Here is a 15,926-nt window from a genome sequence, read left to right as displayed (position 1 = left end):
TATAGTAGAGTGCTTCTATCATGTCAATACACTAACTTGGAGTGATGGCATGGCTAGAGATGATCCGCACTTTAACTTCCGTATGCCTTTGGAAGTAAGAGAAAAATTGAAATTAAGAGCCGAGGCTAACGGAAGGTCAATGAACTCTGAGTTATTACAAATCGTTCAGGATGCACTATCAAAACCATCACCGATTACAGGATATCGCGACGAAGCTGAACGCTTGGCTGATCAGCAGGCCGAGCAGTTCAAGGCTATAGTGTTTGAGACACTTAAAAAGATTTATGAAAAGGATTTGAAATGAGATTTCTATCACTGTTCCTGTTAGCAGTTGTCTCTTCTTCCAGTGCTGAGCTGCGCGAGCTTCAAACGGGTAATGACCTTCTTTACAACATTCAACAAGGTAAAAATGGTGATGATTTTTCATCGCTTTACATTACTGGATATTTGCGCGGAGTAACTGACTCATTGATACTAATTGGTTCTCTATGTCCTCCTGATGGCGTTGACATGTATCAATACACCGATATCGTTGAGAAATATCTAAACAAAAACCCAGAATCAAGAAATGAGAATGCAGTTATACTAACCGCCCTAGCAGTAGGAAAAACATTTCCGTGCAAAAAGAATCAATAACAATAAGGGCTTAAAATGAAATTGATTATAGCAATGGCTTTCTTTGTCTTCTCGTTTTCTGTCTCAGCAGAGTGCTGGGTCGTTGGAGATATGCACGGAATAAGCTATTCAGAACGAAATAATTTTCAACCGGAAGAAGATGGTTTTAGTGGAACATTCATCATTAAGACAAACGGTGAAGATGCCAGTATCACATATTCTGGGACGGATGCGGGCGGCATGGCTTACAAAGCATTGTCTAAAAACTCCATCATCGGAATCGGCGCGAATGGCGAAACTCAACGAGTTATCGACTCATGGGTAATACATCCTAATGGAACAGTTTTAATGTCGAAAACCATTTCTGGTTATGGGAATATGGATTCAACCAAAGCCTTTGTTGGAAAAGTAAAAAGAAAATGTTAACGATTGAATCCAATTCCCCATACGTTACTGCTGTGTTGCCTCAGTAGCAAGCAGCGGCCTGATGGCATTTGCAGCGGTATTCAACGCTCTTTCATAGGCTGGCGTTCCAGCTTTAGTGTTTGCCAGACGTAAGAGAGCATTCCTTGCTGCTTTGGACTCATACAAACGCATCATTGCACCAAAGCCAGCCTCAAGCCCCATTGATACACCAAGAGTCGCAGTTGCGCCAATCGTCCTTATCCTGTTGGCTTGTGATTGCCCCGTCTGAGTTACTACATTTGCGGTGTCTGACCTTGCTGTTTGCTGTAGAACTTCATGAAGAGCATCAAGCTCTTTCATGTGCTTTCCAGAAAAAATAGTGTTGTAAATTTCACCGCCTGACTGAGATTTCAGCTTATTAACTTCAGTGATGAACTTGGCTGGAGAGTCACCGGCCTTTTCCGCTATTTTGCTGACGTAAGCTGCACGCATAGCATCTTTCCCTTTATCATCCAGTGCGCTCCATATTCGTTTCACGTCAGATGGTTTTCTGCTTAATACAACGGTATTTATAAGTTCAGGGCTGGCTTCACTGCTTGCCTTGTTGAGTTTGTTAGCAATGTTTTTATTAAGCACCTTATTATAAACGTTTGCATAATCAGAATTTGCTTTAAGGTATTTTGCTGCGTCTGATGCACCGAGGTTTTTTGCAACTGCGTTACGAAGGTCTTTTGACATTGCATTCTCTACCATATTGGTAGCTGCTTTTGCCTGGTTGGGGAAGACCATAGCATCTCCCTGAACATTAGATCTAAATGCTGTTCTGTGCTGACGCAGGAGATCAAACGTAACATCCAAATCAGTTGCAGGGTTTGCTAATTCTTCACGTAGGTTACGCAAGGATGTAAGCAGGCTTTGATTGGCAGACGTCCCAAGCCGTTCCTGTCTTGCGATCGCTGTATTCAGAGCATTCATAGTGTTTGTGGTATCAACTGCGGCATTACCCATTTTATTGGTGACGTCATTGATAACAGCGCCAGCGGCATCCTTCCGCCCCCTTAACGTGGTGGTCAGAGATTTCACCACATCATCAGGGTTGTACTCACCAAAACGGTCAAAATAATTACTTACCAGCTTACTACGCGTTGCATATTGCTCCGCTCGCTTTGAGCCTGTCCCGAGCAAAGCCCCCTCGGCATCCTGAGTAAGGCCGCGAGTGAAAGCATTTTTCGGCGGGATAACATCAGATGTCATTGGTGTCACGCCCATCGATTCTGATGTGGCAATTTTCTTCGCCACTTCTGGCGAAATATCACCTTTTATAGCCGTTATTCCACGCCCTATTCCCTTTGCTGCTGCGGAAAGAACCCCCTGAGCGGCAAGGTTAACTCCGGCATTTTTGGCTGCATTTTGTGCGAAATCGCCTTTCTGATTTGCGGCCTCTGCCAGTGATCCAATAGCCATGCTTCCTGCCGTTCCAACTCCTGGAACTAAATACCCGCCAATTGTTTCTCCAGCTTGCGCATAAGGGTCTGTCGGTCGATCGACTGGACGATAGACATCATCCAATACTTTTGGCCCACCAAGCCCCTGACTGATTGCATTAATCAGACTTGCGCCACCCTGCAATACGTCAAATGGTATGTTTACCAGACCACGACCAGCCTGTTCTGCAATTTGCCCTGCACTTTGACCACCAGTGAGCCAATCGCCAGCTTGTTGCATCAATGATGGTTCTTTCCGTGTTGGTACATTATTGGCCTGATTAACTGTTTGTTGCTGAACAGCCTGACCAGCAAAATACTCATCAATGGCGGTGCCAATATCTTCGGTGCTCGTACCATCAGGAAAGGTAAATGTCTTACCGTTTGCAGTTACTTTCATCATTCCACCGTAAATTGAATGATCTTACCCACCAATAGTGGACACAGGACTAAGTGAGTAAACTCTCAACCAGAGGTGACTCATGACAAAACCAGTATCAATCAGCAAGAAGCCCCGTAAACAACATACGCCTGAATTTCGTAACGAAGCCCTGAAACTCGCTGAACGCATCGGTGTGGCCGCCGCAGCCCGTGAACTCAGCCTGTATGAATCTCAGCTTTATGCCTGGCGCAGTAAACAGCAGCAACAAATGAGTTCGTCAGAGCGCGAAAGCGAACTGGCCGCTGAAAATGTCCGCCTTAAACGACAACTGGCGGAGCAGGCTGAGGAACTGGCCATCCTCCAAAAGGCCGCGACATACTTCGCGAAGCGCCTGAAATGAAGTATGTCTTCATCGAAAATCATCGGGCAGAGTTCAGCATCAAAGCGATGTGTCGTGTACTTCGGGTTGCCCGCAGCGGCTGGTATGTCTGGCTCAGGCGTCGTCACCAGATGAGCCTGCGCCAACAGTTTCGGCTCACCTGCGATACCGCTGTTCATAAGGCATTCTTTGAGGCAAAGCAGCGATACGGTGCTCCCCGCCTTGCTGACGAACTGCCGGAGTTCAATATTAAAACCATTGCCGCCAGCCTGCGTCGTCAGGGGCTGCGGGCGAAAGCCGGCCGGAAGTTCAGCCCGGTCAGCTACCGTGCACATGGCCTGCCCGTATTGGAGAATCTGCTGGAGCAGGACTTCAGCGCCAGCGGCCCGAACCAGAAGTGGGCGGGTGACATCACGTACTTGCGTACCGATGAGGGCTGGTTGTATCTCGCAGTAGTCATCGACCTGTGGTCACGCGCCGTTATTGGCTGGTCGATGTCACCGCGAATGACAGCACAACTGGCCTGTGATGCACTGCAAATGGCGTTGTGGCGGAGAAGACGCCCGGAAAGCGTCATTGTTCATACGGACCGTGGTGGTCAATACTGTTCAGGGGATTATCAGGCGCTGCTGAAGCGACACAACCTGCGTGGCAGTATGAGTGCGAAAGGCAACTGTTATGACAATGCCTGTGTGGAAAGCTTCTTTCATTCGCTGAAGGTGGAATGTATCCACGGGGAACGCTTTAGCAGCCGGGAAATAATGCGGGCAACGGTGTTTAATTATATCGAGTGTGATTACAATCGCTGGCGTCGTCACAGTGCCTGTGGCGGTCTCAGCCCGGAACAATTTGAAAACCATAATCTCGCTTAGGGCCGTGTCCACATTACGTGGGTAGGATCAGAATGCCTGATTTTGAGGTATATGATCCAACCTGATTCCGTGGTCCTCCTGAAGGTGTCGAATCTTGTGCTGGCGCTGCGTCAGTATTCATTGACATATACCGCTTAACGGCACTCCCCAATGATTCACCTTTTTTAACATCCAACCCCAATATCTGACCGCCATTACGCGATTGTCCAGGGTTGCCATTCGCGCTCATCCACTCGGCTTTAAACTCATTAAACTGCGCGTTTCGTCGCTCAAGGTTTGCCATTGCATCAAGCCATCTTGCGACCGTCTCAGGGTTATCCATGTCAGTTGGCGCACCCTGCCGAACGATCTCAACGTCTTTATCCGTTGCGGGGCCGGGGGGTAGGAATTTAAGAACCTGACTGTTAACAAGGGCATTTTGGCGGATGCGCAAATCACGCAATGTCGTATCGCTTCCGGTAAGTTTTGCGAACATGTTCTGTGCGTTACCGAACAAACCTGTCGTTGGTTTTTCTGCTCTGAACTGTTGAGCAAGCGCACTCATAGAATTGGCTGAGTTTGATGATGCTGTGGCATTGTTTACAGCCGTCTCGATGCCTTTTTCCATGTTTACTGACAGCTTAGGTGCTTCGCTAATCAACTGCTGAGCCTTTTCCTGCGCTTGCTGCATCTTAAACCCGAACTCTTGCTGATCCAGAGCCAAGCGTTGTGCTGCGATATTGTGCCCAGTCATTGCTGACTGATAGGAAAGGTTTTGCCCTCTCTCCTGAAGTGTCTCGCCAGCCTGATTGCTGCGGATTGTCTCTGCAAGTTTTCCGCGGTCAATCTCACGACCAACGATTCTGTCTTGTGCCTGAAAATATTGTTCTGGACCAAGTGCAGCCATTCCAAGGTGATCAACAAACTCTGTGAAACCTTGTGGATTTTGCTGATACATTTTAGCCACATCCAGAGGGTCTACTCCGGCACGAGTAAGCTCAGATGAGTTGTTCTGCAACCATGACATCATGGCTTCTGGAGATGAAGCTGCGAGTCTGGCACTTGCTGCCAGTGTGCCGACAGTGGAACGCTGGTCTTCATCGACAAATTTCATGCCGTTTCTTACAGCGTCAAACTGCTCAGGATACTGTGATGCCAGTTTTCGCATGGCATCGCGGTCACCAGATGTATATGCATCAGCATAAGCCTGCTGAAACTCTTGCTGCCGCTTCTGCTGATCCATCTGCTTATACATATCCATGACAGATGAAATGCCCTGCAAAGCCTGCAAGCCAACGTTATTACGTCCTGAACGCTCCATCTCATTATTCTGTCGAATGTATGCAAGCGTGGCGTCTGCATCACTTGCTCTTGGAGCGTTGGAGTTCATGCCGCCTAACCCGGCAAGAAGCGCGCCTGAATTACCAGCCTGTTGCCATGTAGCCAAGAGACACCTCCATTAAAAAAGTGAACCAAGAAGACCGACGCCAGCACCAATTGCTGTCCCCCAACCAGGCATGATTGCAGTACCTGCAGCTGCACCTGCCGCCGCTCCACCCAAGGCACTCTGAAATCCTGATGGTTTATTCGCATTAGCCGCAGATGCTGCCGCCTGCTGTTGATACAATTGGCTGACATTGTTAGCGTAGTTCTGTCCGGCGTTTGCCTGACCTGTAAGAGCACCAAGGCCGATATTTGCCAGATTGTTGTAGTTGTTCATCTGACCTGACAGCCAGTTTTGACCGAGCGTAGGTGCGATTGCTGCTAACTGGTTTCCTGTTGCTGTAGAGCCTAATCCACCTGTTGCCTCTGCTGCTGCCAGACTCTGGTAACGCGCCTGCCCTGCAAGGTCTTTGTACTGCTGGGAGTTGTAATACTGGTTAAGCGCCTGACCCTGCCCCTGAAGAGAGGAAAGATTCTGCAACTGTGATACGTACTGTTGAGCAAGTGGCGTGAACGGTGCAAGGTTTTGCATGTTCGTCTGCCACATTTCACGCTGTAAATCGATACCTTTTTCAGTTGCGCGGGCCTGCTCTTTTGCTCCGCTATCACTGCCACCTTTGCAGTACACAGCTTTGCTGAGGTGCTTATTGGCAATCTGGAAAATTAACATTCGTTAGCTCCTCGTATTTTGAGCGCGGTAACTGATAAATCGTGATTCCTACAGGCTTTCCATTGCTGGTATAAGCATCATCAAGGTGACCAACACGGGTAGCGCCAAGCAAACGGATAATTGCCCGTCCGTATTTCGTGGTGTCAGGAACCATAGTGATGCTGTTAAGGAATGGTGAGTTTTCGAGAAGCCATTTGCAGAATAATCGATGCCCTTGCAGTGCATATTCGCCACGGAATCCGGGGTCGTACACCGCATGGCATTCAACAACGCTATGCCAGAAGTTGCGCACTTCATGAACGCCAGCCAACACTAATCCTTCGTAGATGCCGAGATATACCGCATCAGGCTTGATGTAGTATTTATCTCCACTGTCTACGATATTTCCCGTGTTTGCCGGGTTGTTGAGGAATTCTGCAAGCTTCACCGGATTATCGATGAGCTTTATTTCCATCACTGCTCCGCAATGATTTTGATGGTTGTGGCAGTAAACGCCGCACCATTTGACTGAATGGTTAACGTGCTTCCATTTGTGGCAAGAAAGCCGTCTTTATCCACGCTGAAGAACGTAGCTAACAGGATGTTGTCGGTTGTTGTCGCCGCATTACGACTGCTGACCAACGTGTCAGGAACAGAGCCGGAAAAGGTTAGCTGCATTGACCTGTTTGCGGTTCCACTGGGCCACGTCCCGACGATCGACAGCTTGAAGAACAAGGTTTTGTTCTCGTTGAACACAACCATCTTGTTGTTAACGGTGTCGAAGAATGGTGCCAACGAGCCGGATGACGGCGTGAGCGTTTTCAGCAGGCTAACAAGGTTGGTCGGCGCTGTCGGGATGGTTACAGATACGCCAGAGTAAACAACCTCTGACTTCTTACGCGTGGTTGCATACTCCAGAGCATCAATGCGCGTTTCATGGTCTGAAAGCGTGTTTTGAATGGCGACAACTTCATCCGTCAGATAATCAATATCGTTTTCTGCTGTCGTTAATCGTGAATCAAGGCCGACTATCGCCGCTTCTGCGTTAGTGATCCTTGTTTCGTGGTCCTGAATCTTAGCTTCAGCTGATGCCAGTCGAATTTCGTGATCGACAAGAATCACATCCTGCTCATCGTTCCTGACTTGTGCGTCATAAGCGCCCTGCCCCGCTTCATTGGCCTTGTTCGCCACGTTACCAACATCTGTACCTTGCGCGATAACGTACAGCAGATACGACTGCGAGAAGATATTGCGTGGAAGAACTGATGTGTCGAGCCGCGTAGCCTGGATGATTACCGGCTCATTGAGATTCGAATCAGCCATTACTCAATCCTTATCTGGCAGCCTGACAGAGTGACAGGTGACTTCGTGATAACGCGCAATTTGAAGCCGACATTTTTCCTGATGCGTCCGACCCGCTTCCACAAAACGCGTTTGTCGTAAACGAACGGTTCATTCTGCTCAATCATCTGCTCACGTCCGTAATTGATGCCGTCAGTGGTTGCCGATAGGAACAGGCGGTCAGCGTACTGCGCAACGCCAGTTGAAGATTCAACTTCAAGGTCGAAAACTCTGGCGTTATCTGCTTTGAACAACGGAGTAAACAGCAGGTGTTCCTGTTGCTTGTCGTACTGGCTGCTGATATCGAACTGCAATTTCCCGGTCACGGACTCCAGCTTATCGCCGCACGTTATCTGATTGCCTTCGTAAATGAAGTCGATAGCGCGGTACACATCGTCATACAAGCCAGTTTTCAACACACACCATTGCGGACCATTGGCGCTTGAAGATGCGTCGTACACGAGAACATGGCGTGGAAGGTGGATAATCAGCAACTCATGAGCATCAAATCTCAGAGACTCCATCACGCCATCAGCCAGTTCATCATCAGTGTAGGAGCGGAGGATTTTCTCAATGCTCGCGCTGGCGATTGGTGATACCTGACCGGAGCCGATGATATACACAGACGGCGCACCTGTTGCCGGATTGCTGATGAACGCATAAGAATCAGCGAATGGCGTTTTGCAGTAAGTCCCGGCAATGCCTTTCTGCACCATCAGCGATGGCTGTGCGACATACAAAGCGGCACCAATGGTGGTTGCACCAGTCAGGGAGAAATATTCAATCGTCGCTGAACCAAAACAGACGATGAAGTCTCGCCATGTGCCGATACCGATGATGCCGTCAGGCTGCGATTCTGCGCGATATTGTGCGCTGTAGCGGTCAGGGTGCGATTCGTCTTCAAGGTCAGTGATAAACCATGAATCAGTACCGTCTTTTGACCACGCATAACGCCCACGTAAACGAGTAATGTCACGAACAGAACCTAACTCATACTGCGTGAATCCGCTGTCTGTAGGCCAGTTTGAGACGGTTTTAACCGTGCCATCATAGCGATACTCGACCAGTTGCCCGTTAACGCCTACAGCCTGAGATGTTCGACCATGCGCCATTGATACGCGACCACTTCCGGCGACGTCACCGACTTCGCTTTCGCCCTTATACAACTTGCCACCACACACGCGATAAACAGCACTCTGCGCCATGTTGTACTCGACGCCGCGCGATACGCCGTTCACATCAGAACGTTTGGCAATGCCCGGGAATGAGCGAAGATATCCGCTGCTGTTCAGGATTTCTTTGGGTGTAGCCAGCATATTCACTGGCAGATAGTCGATATAGTCGGCATTTCGGAAGTCTTTGCCGACACCTTTCATGAGCGGAAGTTGCTGAATCGGCATTTATTCACCTCACGTACTCGGATCATCTTTCTCGATGTAAAACCGATTCCACGTAAACGCGCTTTTGTTACCACTACCGCGAGGCATGTCATTTCGCCGCTCAAGTGGTGGTATTTTGGTTAAAGCGATGCAGATTGTCTGATATGCACTGTCAGCAGCGGTAAGGAGAGCGTCTGACGGCTGAATGACGTTATCCATGCACACTTGCACAGCGAGTTTCAAAGCGACGCCATCATTTGCCCATGCAGGGATACCTGAATCATCGTCAGGTAACGGCATGATGCCGTTTTCTGTATCAGCAAACTGATATCCAAGCTCGATACCTTTAGCCTGCCATGCTGCCATCATGTCTTCGAGGTCATTAATGGCATCTTCAATTGCCTGAGGGTCAGCATCTGTCAACGTGGCATTGGAATACAGCCCGGCTTTTCGTAAAGCCTTAAGAACGAGATCACCCTTCGTTTTCGCCATCTTCTTCCGCCTTAGCCACTTTATGCTTCGTTGCGGTTTCTTCAGGAGTTTTTACCCAGCCTTTTTTCAGGTGAGATTTAACTTCTTCGTCATCAACAATGATGTAATCGACAGCAAACTGACCACAGGTGATCATGTTGCCAGGCTTATAGAGCATTGTTCGTGCCATTGTCTTCTCCCAATAAAAATGGGGCCGAAGCCCCACCAAAATTACTGCCCGGCAATAACGATGCCCGTATATTCAGGAACAAGTACAGAGCAACCGTACAGGGTGGTGAAACGCGCAGTGGTTACGCCTTTGATGTGGTCGAAGGCGTAAGACATGATCAGCGTAGCGCCCTGCTCGGTGGTTGCTGTCATTACCTGTGGACCCTGACCAGTCGGGAACGCCAGTTTGCCGTACATCAGCTCAACAGAACCATCAGCCCAGAACAGGTTAGCCGGTGCGGCATTCTTGTTGAGAATGGTAATTGCTGCACCATTTGCCGCGTTAGCATCAACGTTTGCATATGGACGGCTGGCGACATCTGCGTTGTCAGGCGGCAGAATTTTCGGGGAGATAGTTACTGTCGTTCCGCTTACTGCCAGAACGCGGAATACCTGCGGCTGCCCGGTGGTGTCTTTGGTGATCTGGTGTACAGAATTCACGCCAGCAATGGTGAACGCATCGCCAACCTGCAACCCAGATGCAGATACCGTAATAGTCCCCTGTCGGTTATCCACTGGCATATCGTTGGCATCTTTCGCTTCAACCTTGTGCGCAGGTTCAGCCGCCAGCGTCAGGGAAGTTGCTGTACCCTTCGGAACACGACCAGAAATATCGGTCTTGTAGCTATCGAAGGACGCAACCGGAGGGATCTGCGCTTTTTCGTATGCTGTCAGGGTTGCGCCCTGAGCATAGGCACGGTGACCAAGCTCGCCAGCAAGGTCTTTGTAGTTGAAGGGGTTCCAGAAAGAGCGGCGGTTGATACCCTGTGGTACACCAATCGCCGTCATGGTGGCATCAATGCCTGCCGCACAGTTCCACAAATCACGGCCCTGTGAACCAGTGGTTGAGTCAGCCATTGTGATCACGTTAGTAGCACGCTGCGTGACCATGGAAATCAGGTCCGAGTCAATCTGCGCAGCAAGGCGCATACCTGCGGCGCGACCAGCTTCAGTTTTATGTTCCGGGTCACGCATTTCACGCGCATCCAGAGTGTACAGAATGTTTTTCGGCTCCTTGAACACAGAAGGAACAAGGCGCTGAACCAGTGCTGTTGGCGTTTTGCTGCTGAGGTCGAGGCCTTCCTCAATGTTCATGTGGTAATGCTGCGGACGATACAGAACATCACCTGCTCGCTGCATTGCTGTATCACCGGGACGGAATTTTTTTGCGTTACGGGAAACTACGCAGGCGGCCTCAAAGCCTTCAACGTAGTTTTCGAACATGATTTCAAGGTCTTTTGCTAATTGGTTAGCCATGCTTAATGCTCCGATAGGTTATTTTTTTGCCTTTTTAGCGGCGAAATACGGCGTCCAGTCACCAGTTTCCAGCACCTTGGCTTTCAGTTTGTCGAGGTTATTGATTACTGCGCCGTTGCTCCCCTTAACTGTCGGGGTTGTGGCTGCCGTGGTTTTTGCTTTTGGCATGATTCTGGCCTTCGATTCGATACGTTCCAGCAGACGACCAATTGCTACGGGGTTGGTAGCTTCTGCCAGTTGCTTGCGCAGTTCAGCGTTGCGACCGAGTGCCAGAACAACGATTTCCGGCTTCTCTGACTCAAACAGGATCGCGTTTTGTGTCTCGATGGGGATTTCCTCGAGTACGGCCTGCTCAGCTTCCTGATAGCTAGGAACTTTGAGAGCCTTAACACGTTGCTGATATTTGGATAATCGCTCTTGATAGGCAGCCTGAAGCTCCTGCTCCTTCTGCTTGCGAGCCATCTCCTGTTGCTGGTACTTGCCGTTATCCTCTGCCCACTTAGCCATGCGTTGCTGGTAGATTTCTTCATCGAAACCGATGTCCTCATCATCCAGTTTTGGCATTCGCGGTGGTTGAGTGATTACCGGCTGCTGCTCGACGGGTTTCTGAGACTGACGCATCAGCTCTTTCAGCTCGCGGTCTTTCTCTTTAATCGTCTTGCGCAGATGTTTTACCAGTCCATGCTCAGCGCCATCTTCGCTGGTTGGCGAATCCAGCTTTTCGTCACCAAAGTAGAATTCCTGTTCTGATTCGTCGTCATCAGTTTCAGTAGCTTCCTCTGCATCATTGCCGGAGGACTCACTGCCATCTTCTGTTTCGACTTCTTCAGCCAGTTCGACATCATCAGGAATCTGCTCTGACGGGTCGGTTTCGATTTCAACTTCTGGTGTGTTTTCTGCCATCTGGTTCATTTGTTACCCCTGTTTACTCGATGTTCAGCCCATCGGAAGGCAATAGGGTGCAAGGCCTCATAAAGACAGCCATTGCACGTTATGGGTTAATTACTGCTGTGGTTGTTGCTGGGTTGATTTTTGCAGGATGCTGCTGATGTCCATTCGTTGTGCATGGCCCTGTGCCTGACTTTTCAGGACAAGCTCTGCATCAGCACGGGCATTGTCTCCTTGCTGTTGCTGGAACTGTCCGAGCAGTTTCAGCGCCTCACGGATATCAGATTTTTGCTGGCTATCGGCAGATGCGAGGATTTTCACAACATTTGCCGCAGCAACCTGAGCATCCGTCTGTGCCTGGAATGCTTTAACCTGAATGGCTGCCTGTTCGTTCTGCGCTTTCTGCAATTCAGCCTGACCAGCAAGAAGCTGACCTTGCGCTGCAACCATAGCCGGATCTGGCTGACTGGCCTGTTGTTGTTTCGCCTGTTCAACCATCTGCTGTTCTTCAGGCGTTCTCGGCTTGATAACGCCAGACAGAAGCAACTGATTGCGGTTGTATTCTTTAAGGTCGTCCATCCCTTCGCCGTCCATATTGTCGAGAATCATCGACGATACAAGGTCGTGCTTCGGCGTTCCTGGTGGGATAAGTGCCAGCATGGAAAGTAACGACTTGACCGTTGCGTCACGGCGAGTAGCGAACGACTGACCGACATCGACAGTCACTTCATAGTTACCCTGCGAAAGGTCGTTAAGCGCGATAACCTGCCCTGTCTGACGGTCAACCACTTCACCTGTCATCAGCGCCACGTCATCGCTGCCGTCCTCATTAACGATACGCATCGGCGTATCACTGCCATAGACCTCACGCGCCATAGAAAGCCACACAACGCCAGCGCGACGCATGGATTTAGCCATGTTGTCCATGTAGATATAGGACTGCGTATCCATCCGGTTAAAGATACTATCAACGGTATCGGTAGCGACGTTGCTCGGCATGTTCTCAATCTGCGACGCACCTGTAATTTGCTGAATAGCCGTTCCGGTGTACTGCAATAGCCCGGCAAGAGCTGGAGGCATTTGTGTCGGAGGTGTCCAGCCAGCAACCTGAGCTTCTGAAATGACTGTTCCGTTTTTGTCCTTCTTGCTGGTCATAGGAAGAACGGCTGGTCTTTTCTTATTCCTCTCCGCCCAGTGATTCATTAATGGACCGGGGATAAAATCAACATCCACGATAGGAATGCCATCTCCGCCAGCCTGAGTAGCGTTATCTGCAATCATGGAAACCATCAGGTTCTCAAGACGCTGTGCATCCATCGCTTTTGCTGCGTGGCCTTCGATTCGCTCCTGATTATCAACAAATGAGCGACGCCCATATACCGGGATGAGAGGAATATGTTCACCCGGAATACGCTTCGGTTCTTCCAGCCATTCAGCGCCAGACAGAAGACCGCAATAAACTCGGCGTTTCTTCACCGTTCGCTCGCCAATCAGTTCGAATGCACCATCGGTCAGCTCGTCGACAATATCTTTGATTTGCTCTTCATCATAGATTGCCGTTTCTCCGCTGACAGGGTTACGCCACGCCGTGAGCTTCACCTTCTCTATGCGAACTTCGTAGTAGCGTCCAACATAGATGGCATCGGGCGTTGACCAGTCATACTGAGTACCAGTGTCATCACGAGAAAGGCTTGCTGCGATGGAATCAGGGTATTCAGCCTCGAACGCTTTGGGCGTCATGGAGAACATTTCCATAGCCCACATAGCATCAGAGCGGTCATATTGCTTGCTGTCCTGATCGAAGAAGACGCATGTCGCTGGGTCGTAAACAGGAAGAAGGCTGATGCGTCGCTGCTCGTTACTCGGATCCATTTCATCTTCGTAATCGGCACACATGCGGAAACAACCGAATCCGCCCGTTACAGCATCATCAAATGCGTTATCACACGCTTCACCACCGGATGTTTCCTGATAGTCAGCGCGGAATTTACCATTCATCTTTTCGGCTAACGCTTCCGATGCCTTATCGTCCTTCGGCCTGAATTTAACGCTGATGCGATTCTGTCGATACTCGCCAATGATGCGATCACATTCACGGGCAATCTTATTCAGTTCAAAGCGCGGGTAATGCTCAAACCTGCCTTCATCAAATGAGTAACCAGCGTTTGTGCTGCCTTCCCACTGTGCGCCGGACACCCGGACGAAACGTTGAGCCTCAATAACCTGCTCACGCATATCCTGCGTTGCTGACCAGGCATTATCAAAGTTGCACAGCACCTTGCGATGCCAGTCAGTCATCTTTTTTTCTGCCATATCAACCTACACCACAAGGAATTGAGTAACTGGAATAGTCGGGTTGCGCAGCCGACTCCGGGCAATGCATACACATCATCAGCGCATCAGCCAGGTTAGGAGATGGAATACCGAGCTTCTGCTTCATTTCGACCTTAGTCATAAGCTCCAGCTTCCCATTATTATTGAATTTGCGCTGAATCTGCGTCATTTCTGCAAACAGCTTCTCCAGCATCTTCTCGCCTATCGCTTCTTTGTCGAAGCTCAGCATGTCGTCGGGGTCTGCATACTCACCGTGGACAACCGCCCGATATGTCAGATACAGCCTGTCAGCCAGCGCATAATAGAATTGCGCTCGCTTATTGCGGAATACATCGCCAATAGTGCGAACGTTGTCGCCATGTACGACTTCATCAGCCCATGCTCCGGCCTGATACGGAGCATCTTCATCGAATGGCGATTCGCTGCCCTTGAACATCGTGGCGGTGATTTTCTTGCCGGAGAACGCTTCCGTTGTCTGTCTGCGTAGCCCGGCACCAACACCATCACCATCCCACAGGTAGTGGTCAGCGCCGTCTTCAATCGCCAGCGAAGTAGCCCAGTCAGCACCCTCGTTGATGTCCATCAGCAGACCTTCGGCAATGCGCTTAACTACCGAACCGTGACGCGATGCATAACCTTTAGCATCTGGCCCTGTATCTGATGGGTCATGCGCAGAAACAACCGCGCCCTTCGCTTTCCATCCGAGTTTCTTGTGCGCATCGGTTGCGGCTTCAAGCCATTCACGTTTGATGATTGCCATATCACTTGCGCTTACTGGCTCACCAAGCCAGATGTGACGATACAGTGTCGGGTTTCTGCGTTTACACTCTTCCATCTCCAGACGGAGAACTTCAGGAAAATGCGGGTTGTCGGTGTAGTTCACCGTCAGCAGACAAATATCATCGGGAGGATTTACGACGAATCGCTGATAGGTATCGTCGAGTATGTTCTTCGGGTTAAAGCTCACCCATATTTCGGAAAACGGCTTGCGGATGGTTGGTATCAGGATATCCCATGATTCCTTCGTTACCGCTTCCGCTTCTTCCACCCAGCAGATATCAATGCCTTCGAGCGATTTAATCTTCGTCGGGTTGTTTTTGATGCCGTAGAACATGAATTCAGCATTCGTTCCGAGATGACGAATCATTGAACGCTGAATTTCAAACTCAGCCGAATATCCTTCCCGCTCTATGGTGTCTTCAAGCAACCGGATTACCGAATCGCTGATACTGTTTTGCAGTTCACGAGCGCAGAGAATACGCACAGGCTGCCGACGCGCCGCCTCAACAAGCAGCCTCGCAATTGCCCATGATTTACCGCTACCTCGACCGCCTTTGGCGACTTTGTAGCGATGCGCCTCAATGAACGGTTCAAAGATAGGATTAATCGAGGTCATTTTCCGAATAGAGAGCTCATCGGTGATGTTTCAATCTGGATTGCGCCGCCGTCCTTACCGACAAGCTCGTTAGTTACCTTGTCGCCATACTTACGGGGATTCATTCGGGCCAGCGCCCATTTGCGGGTATCAACGCGAAGTCTTGCCTTTGCCACTTCAGCAGCATCTGGAATCGCATTGTCAGCAATTTCGAATATCTCTTCGAAAATAGAATCAGCTCGTGCCTCAGTTGCCTTCGCGTACTTGTCGCGAAAATCCTCATGCTTTGCCAACCAGCGGAAAACAGTGGACTTATCCGGCATACCAGGACGCTTACATACTTTCAGCAAACTTTCGCCAGAAGAAAGCAACGAGCAGATATCGTCAGCCACCTCCGGCATATAATCAGAGGGGCGACCAGCTTTTGGTTCAGTCGCCATATTCA

The 15,926-nt window shown here is 49.7% G+C and carries 17 protein-coding genes; 4 read left to right on the top strand and 13 right to left on the bottom strand.

Going from position 1 to position 15,926, the window contains the following annotated elements:
• Positions 1 to 49: 49 nt before the first annotated feature.
• From C1192_RS23865 to C1192_RS23855, 3 genes are all read left to right on the top strand, one after another.
• Positions 50 to 304 (top strand): Arc family DNA-binding protein, encoded by a 255-nt coding sequence (locus tag C1192_RS23865; protein WP_000090234.1) that lies wholly within the window; start codon positions 50 to 52, stop codon positions 302 to 304.
• Positions 301 to 636 (top strand): Rap1a/Tai family immunity protein, encoded by a 336-nt coding sequence (locus C1192_RS23860; protein WP_038354831.1) that lies wholly within the window; start codon positions 301 to 303, stop codon positions 634 to 636. The genes C1192_RS23865 and C1192_RS23860 overlap by 4 nt, the downstream gene beginning before the upstream one ends.
• Before the next feature lie 90 nt (positions 637 to 726).
• Positions 727 to 1,041, top strand: coding sequence for a hypothetical protein (locus C1192_RS23855; protein WP_002432306.1), 315 nt, complete (start codon positions 727 to 729; stop codon positions 1,039 to 1,041).
• A 24-nt stretch (positions 1,042 to 1,065) separates the two neighbouring features.
• On the opposite strand, the gene C1192_RS23850 is transcribed toward C1192_RS23855, so the two are convergent.
• Positions 1,066 to 2,904: a P22-gp16 family phage DNA ejection protein gene (locus tag C1192_RS23850; protein WP_038354829.1), complete on the bottom strand. Its 1,839-nt coding sequence runs from the start codon at positions 2,902 to 2,904 to the stop codon at positions 1,066 to 1,068.
• An 82-nt stretch (positions 2,905 to 2,986) separates the two neighbouring features.
• Here C1192_RS23850 and C1192_RS23845 point away from each other — a divergent pair.
• A protein-coding gene (locus C1192_RS23845; protein ID WP_103194781.1) for an IS3-like element ISEc16 family transposase occupies positions 2,987 to 4,137 on the top strand; the annotation gives its coding sequence in 2 pieces (ribosomal slippage) (positions 2,987 to 3,248 and positions 3,248 to 4,137; 1,152 coding nt in all).
• Between the two features lie 13 nt (positions 4,138 to 4,150).
• Here the strand turns inward: C1192_RS23845 and C1192_RS23840 are convergent.
• From C1192_RS23840 to C1192_RS23785, 12 genes are all read right to left on the bottom strand, one after another.
• Positions 4,151 to 5,563 carry a phage DNA ejection protein gene (locus C1192_RS23840; protein ID WP_038355529.1) on the bottom strand — a complete coding sequence of 471 codons (1,413 nt, stop codon included), beginning with the start codon at positions 5,561 to 5,563 and terminating at the stop codon, positions 4,151 to 4,153.
• Between the two features lie 12 nt (positions 5,564 to 5,575).
• Complete coding sequence (locus C1192_RS23835) at positions 5,576 to 6,229, bottom strand: P22-gp17 family phage DNA ejection protein (RefSeq protein ID WP_038355530.1); 654 nt, start codon at positions 6,227 to 6,229, stop codon at positions 5,576 to 5,578.
• Positions 6,204 to 6,683, bottom strand: a complete 480-nt coding sequence (locus tag C1192_RS23830; protein ID WP_021562525.1) for a DUF2824 family protein — start codon at positions 6,681 to 6,683, stop codon at positions 6,204 to 6,206. Before C1192_RS23830 ends, C1192_RS23835 begins: the two co-directional genes overlap by 26 nt.
• Complete coding sequence (locus C1192_RS23825) at positions 6,683 to 7,531, bottom strand: tail needle knob protein (protein ID WP_038355531.1); 849 nt, start codon at positions 7,529 to 7,531, stop codon at positions 6,683 to 6,685. Before C1192_RS23825 ends, C1192_RS23830 begins: the two co-directional genes overlap by 1 nt.
• Positions 7,531 to 8,949: a packaged DNA stabilization protein gp10 gene (locus C1192_RS23820; RefSeq protein WP_038355532.1), complete on the bottom strand. Its 1,419-nt coding sequence runs from the start codon at positions 8,947 to 8,949 to the stop codon at positions 7,531 to 7,533. The genes C1192_RS23825 and C1192_RS23820 overlap by 1 nt, the downstream gene beginning before the upstream one ends.
• A 9-nt stretch (positions 8,950 to 8,958) precedes the next feature.
• A complete protein-coding gene (locus C1192_RS23815; RefSeq protein WP_001140510.1) occupies positions 8,959 to 9,420 on the bottom strand; it encodes a packaged DNA stabilization gp4 family protein in 462 nt (153 codons plus the stop codon).
• On the bottom strand, positions 9,401 to 9,589 hold the full coding sequence (locus C1192_RS23810) for a hypothetical protein (protein WP_001462613.1): 189 nt from the start codon (positions 9,587 to 9,589) through the stop codon (positions 9,401 to 9,403). The genes C1192_RS23815 and C1192_RS23810 overlap by 20 nt, the downstream gene beginning before the upstream one ends.
• A 41-nt stretch (positions 9,590 to 9,630) precedes the next feature.
• The gene (locus C1192_RS23805; RefSeq protein WP_000013272.1) at positions 9,631 to 10,884 is read right to left on the bottom strand and encodes a P22 phage major capsid protein family protein; all 1,254 of its coding nucleotides are present in this window, start codon (positions 10,882 to 10,884) and stop codon (positions 9,631 to 9,633) included.
• Positions 10,885 to 10,902: 18 nt separating this feature from the next.
• The gene (locus tag C1192_RS23800) at positions 10,903 to 11,796 is read right to left on the bottom strand and encodes a scaffolding protein (RefSeq protein ID WP_038355533.1); all 894 of its coding nucleotides are present in this window, start codon (positions 11,794 to 11,796) and stop codon (positions 10,903 to 10,905) included.
• A 90-nt stretch (positions 11,797 to 11,886) separates the two neighbouring features.
• Positions 11,887 to 14,085: a portal protein gene (locus C1192_RS23795; protein WP_038355534.1), complete on the bottom strand. Its 2,199-nt coding sequence runs from the start codon at positions 14,083 to 14,085 to the stop codon at positions 11,887 to 11,889.
• A gap of 1 nt (position 14,086) precedes the next feature.
• Complete coding sequence (locus tag C1192_RS23790) at positions 14,087 to 15,502, bottom strand: PBSX family phage terminase large subunit (protein ID WP_038355535.1); 1,416 nt, start codon at positions 15,500 to 15,502, stop codon at positions 14,087 to 14,089.
• Positions 15,499 to 15,921: a terminase small subunit-like protein gene (locus C1192_RS23785; protein ID WP_038355560.1), complete on the bottom strand. Its 423-nt coding sequence runs from the start codon at positions 15,919 to 15,921 to the stop codon at positions 15,499 to 15,501. The genes C1192_RS23790 and C1192_RS23785 overlap by 4 nt, the downstream gene beginning before the upstream one ends.
• Between the last annotated feature and the right edge of the window lie 5 nt (positions 15,922 to 15,926).

Origin of the sequence: Escherichia marmotae (assembly GCF_002900365.1) — a bacterium.
Classification (GTDB): domain Bacteria; phylum Pseudomonadota; class Gammaproteobacteria; order Enterobacterales; family Enterobacteriaceae; genus Escherichia; species Escherichia marmotae.
This window is presented reverse-complemented; position numbering and strand designations above follow the sequence as displayed.

Bases quoted from the DNA above. Each gene is read 5' to 3' on its own strand.
- C1192_RS23815 (WP_001140510.1), bottom strand. From the start codon at position 9,420: ATGGCGAAAACGAAGGGTGATCTCGTTCTTAAGGCTTTACGAAAAGCC.
- C1192_RS23830 (WP_021562525.1), bottom strand. From the start codon at position 6,683: ATGGAAATAAAGCTCATCGATAATCCGGTGAAGCTTGCAGAATTCCTC.
- C1192_RS23850 (WP_038354829.1), bottom strand. From the start codon at position 2,904: ATGAAAGTAACTGCAAACGGTAAGACATTTACCTTTCCTGATGGTACG.
- C1192_RS23855 (WP_002432306.1), top strand. From the start codon at position 727: ATGCACGGAATAAGCTATTCAGAACGAAATAATTTTCAACCGGAAGAA.
- C1192_RS23800 (WP_038355533.1), bottom strand. From the start codon at position 11,796: ATGAACCAGATGGCAGAAAACACACCAGAAGTTGAAATCGAAACCGAC.
- C1192_RS23790 (WP_038355535.1), bottom strand. From the start codon at position 15,502: ATGACCTCGATTAATCCTATCTTTGAACCGTTCATTGAGGCGCATCGC.
- C1192_RS23785 (WP_038355560.1), bottom strand. From the start codon at position 15,921: ATGGCGACTGAACCAAAAGCTGGTCGCCCCTCTGATTATATGCCGGAG.
- C1192_RS23835 (WP_038355530.1), bottom strand. From the start codon at position 6,229: ATGTTAATTTTCCAGATTGCCAATAAGCACCTCAGCAAAGCTGTGTAC.
- C1192_RS23795 (WP_038355534.1), bottom strand. From the start codon at position 14,085: ATGGCAGAAAAAAAGATGACTGACTGGCATCGCAAGGTGCTGTGCAAC.
- C1192_RS23865 (WP_000090234.1), top strand. From the start codon at position 50: ATGGCTAGAGATGATCCGCACTTTAACTTCCGTATGCCTTTGGAAGTA.
- C1192_RS23860 (WP_038354831.1), top strand. From the start codon at position 301: ATGAGATTTCTATCACTGTTCCTGTTAGCAGTTGTCTCTTCTTCCAGT.
- C1192_RS23825 (WP_038355531.1), bottom strand. From the start codon at position 7,531: ATGGCTGATTCGAATCTCAATGAGCCGGTAATCATCCAGGCTACGCGG.
- C1192_RS23810 (WP_001462613.1), bottom strand. From the start codon at position 9,589: ATGGCACGAACAATGCTCTATAAGCCTGGCAACATGATCACCTGTGGT.
- C1192_RS23820 (WP_038355532.1), bottom strand. From the start codon at position 8,949: ATGCCGATTCAGCAACTTCCGCTCATGAAAGGTGTCGGCAAAGACTTC.
- C1192_RS23805 (WP_000013272.1), bottom strand. From the start codon at position 10,884: ATGGCTAACCAATTAGCAAAAGACCTTGAAATCATGTTCGAAAACTAC.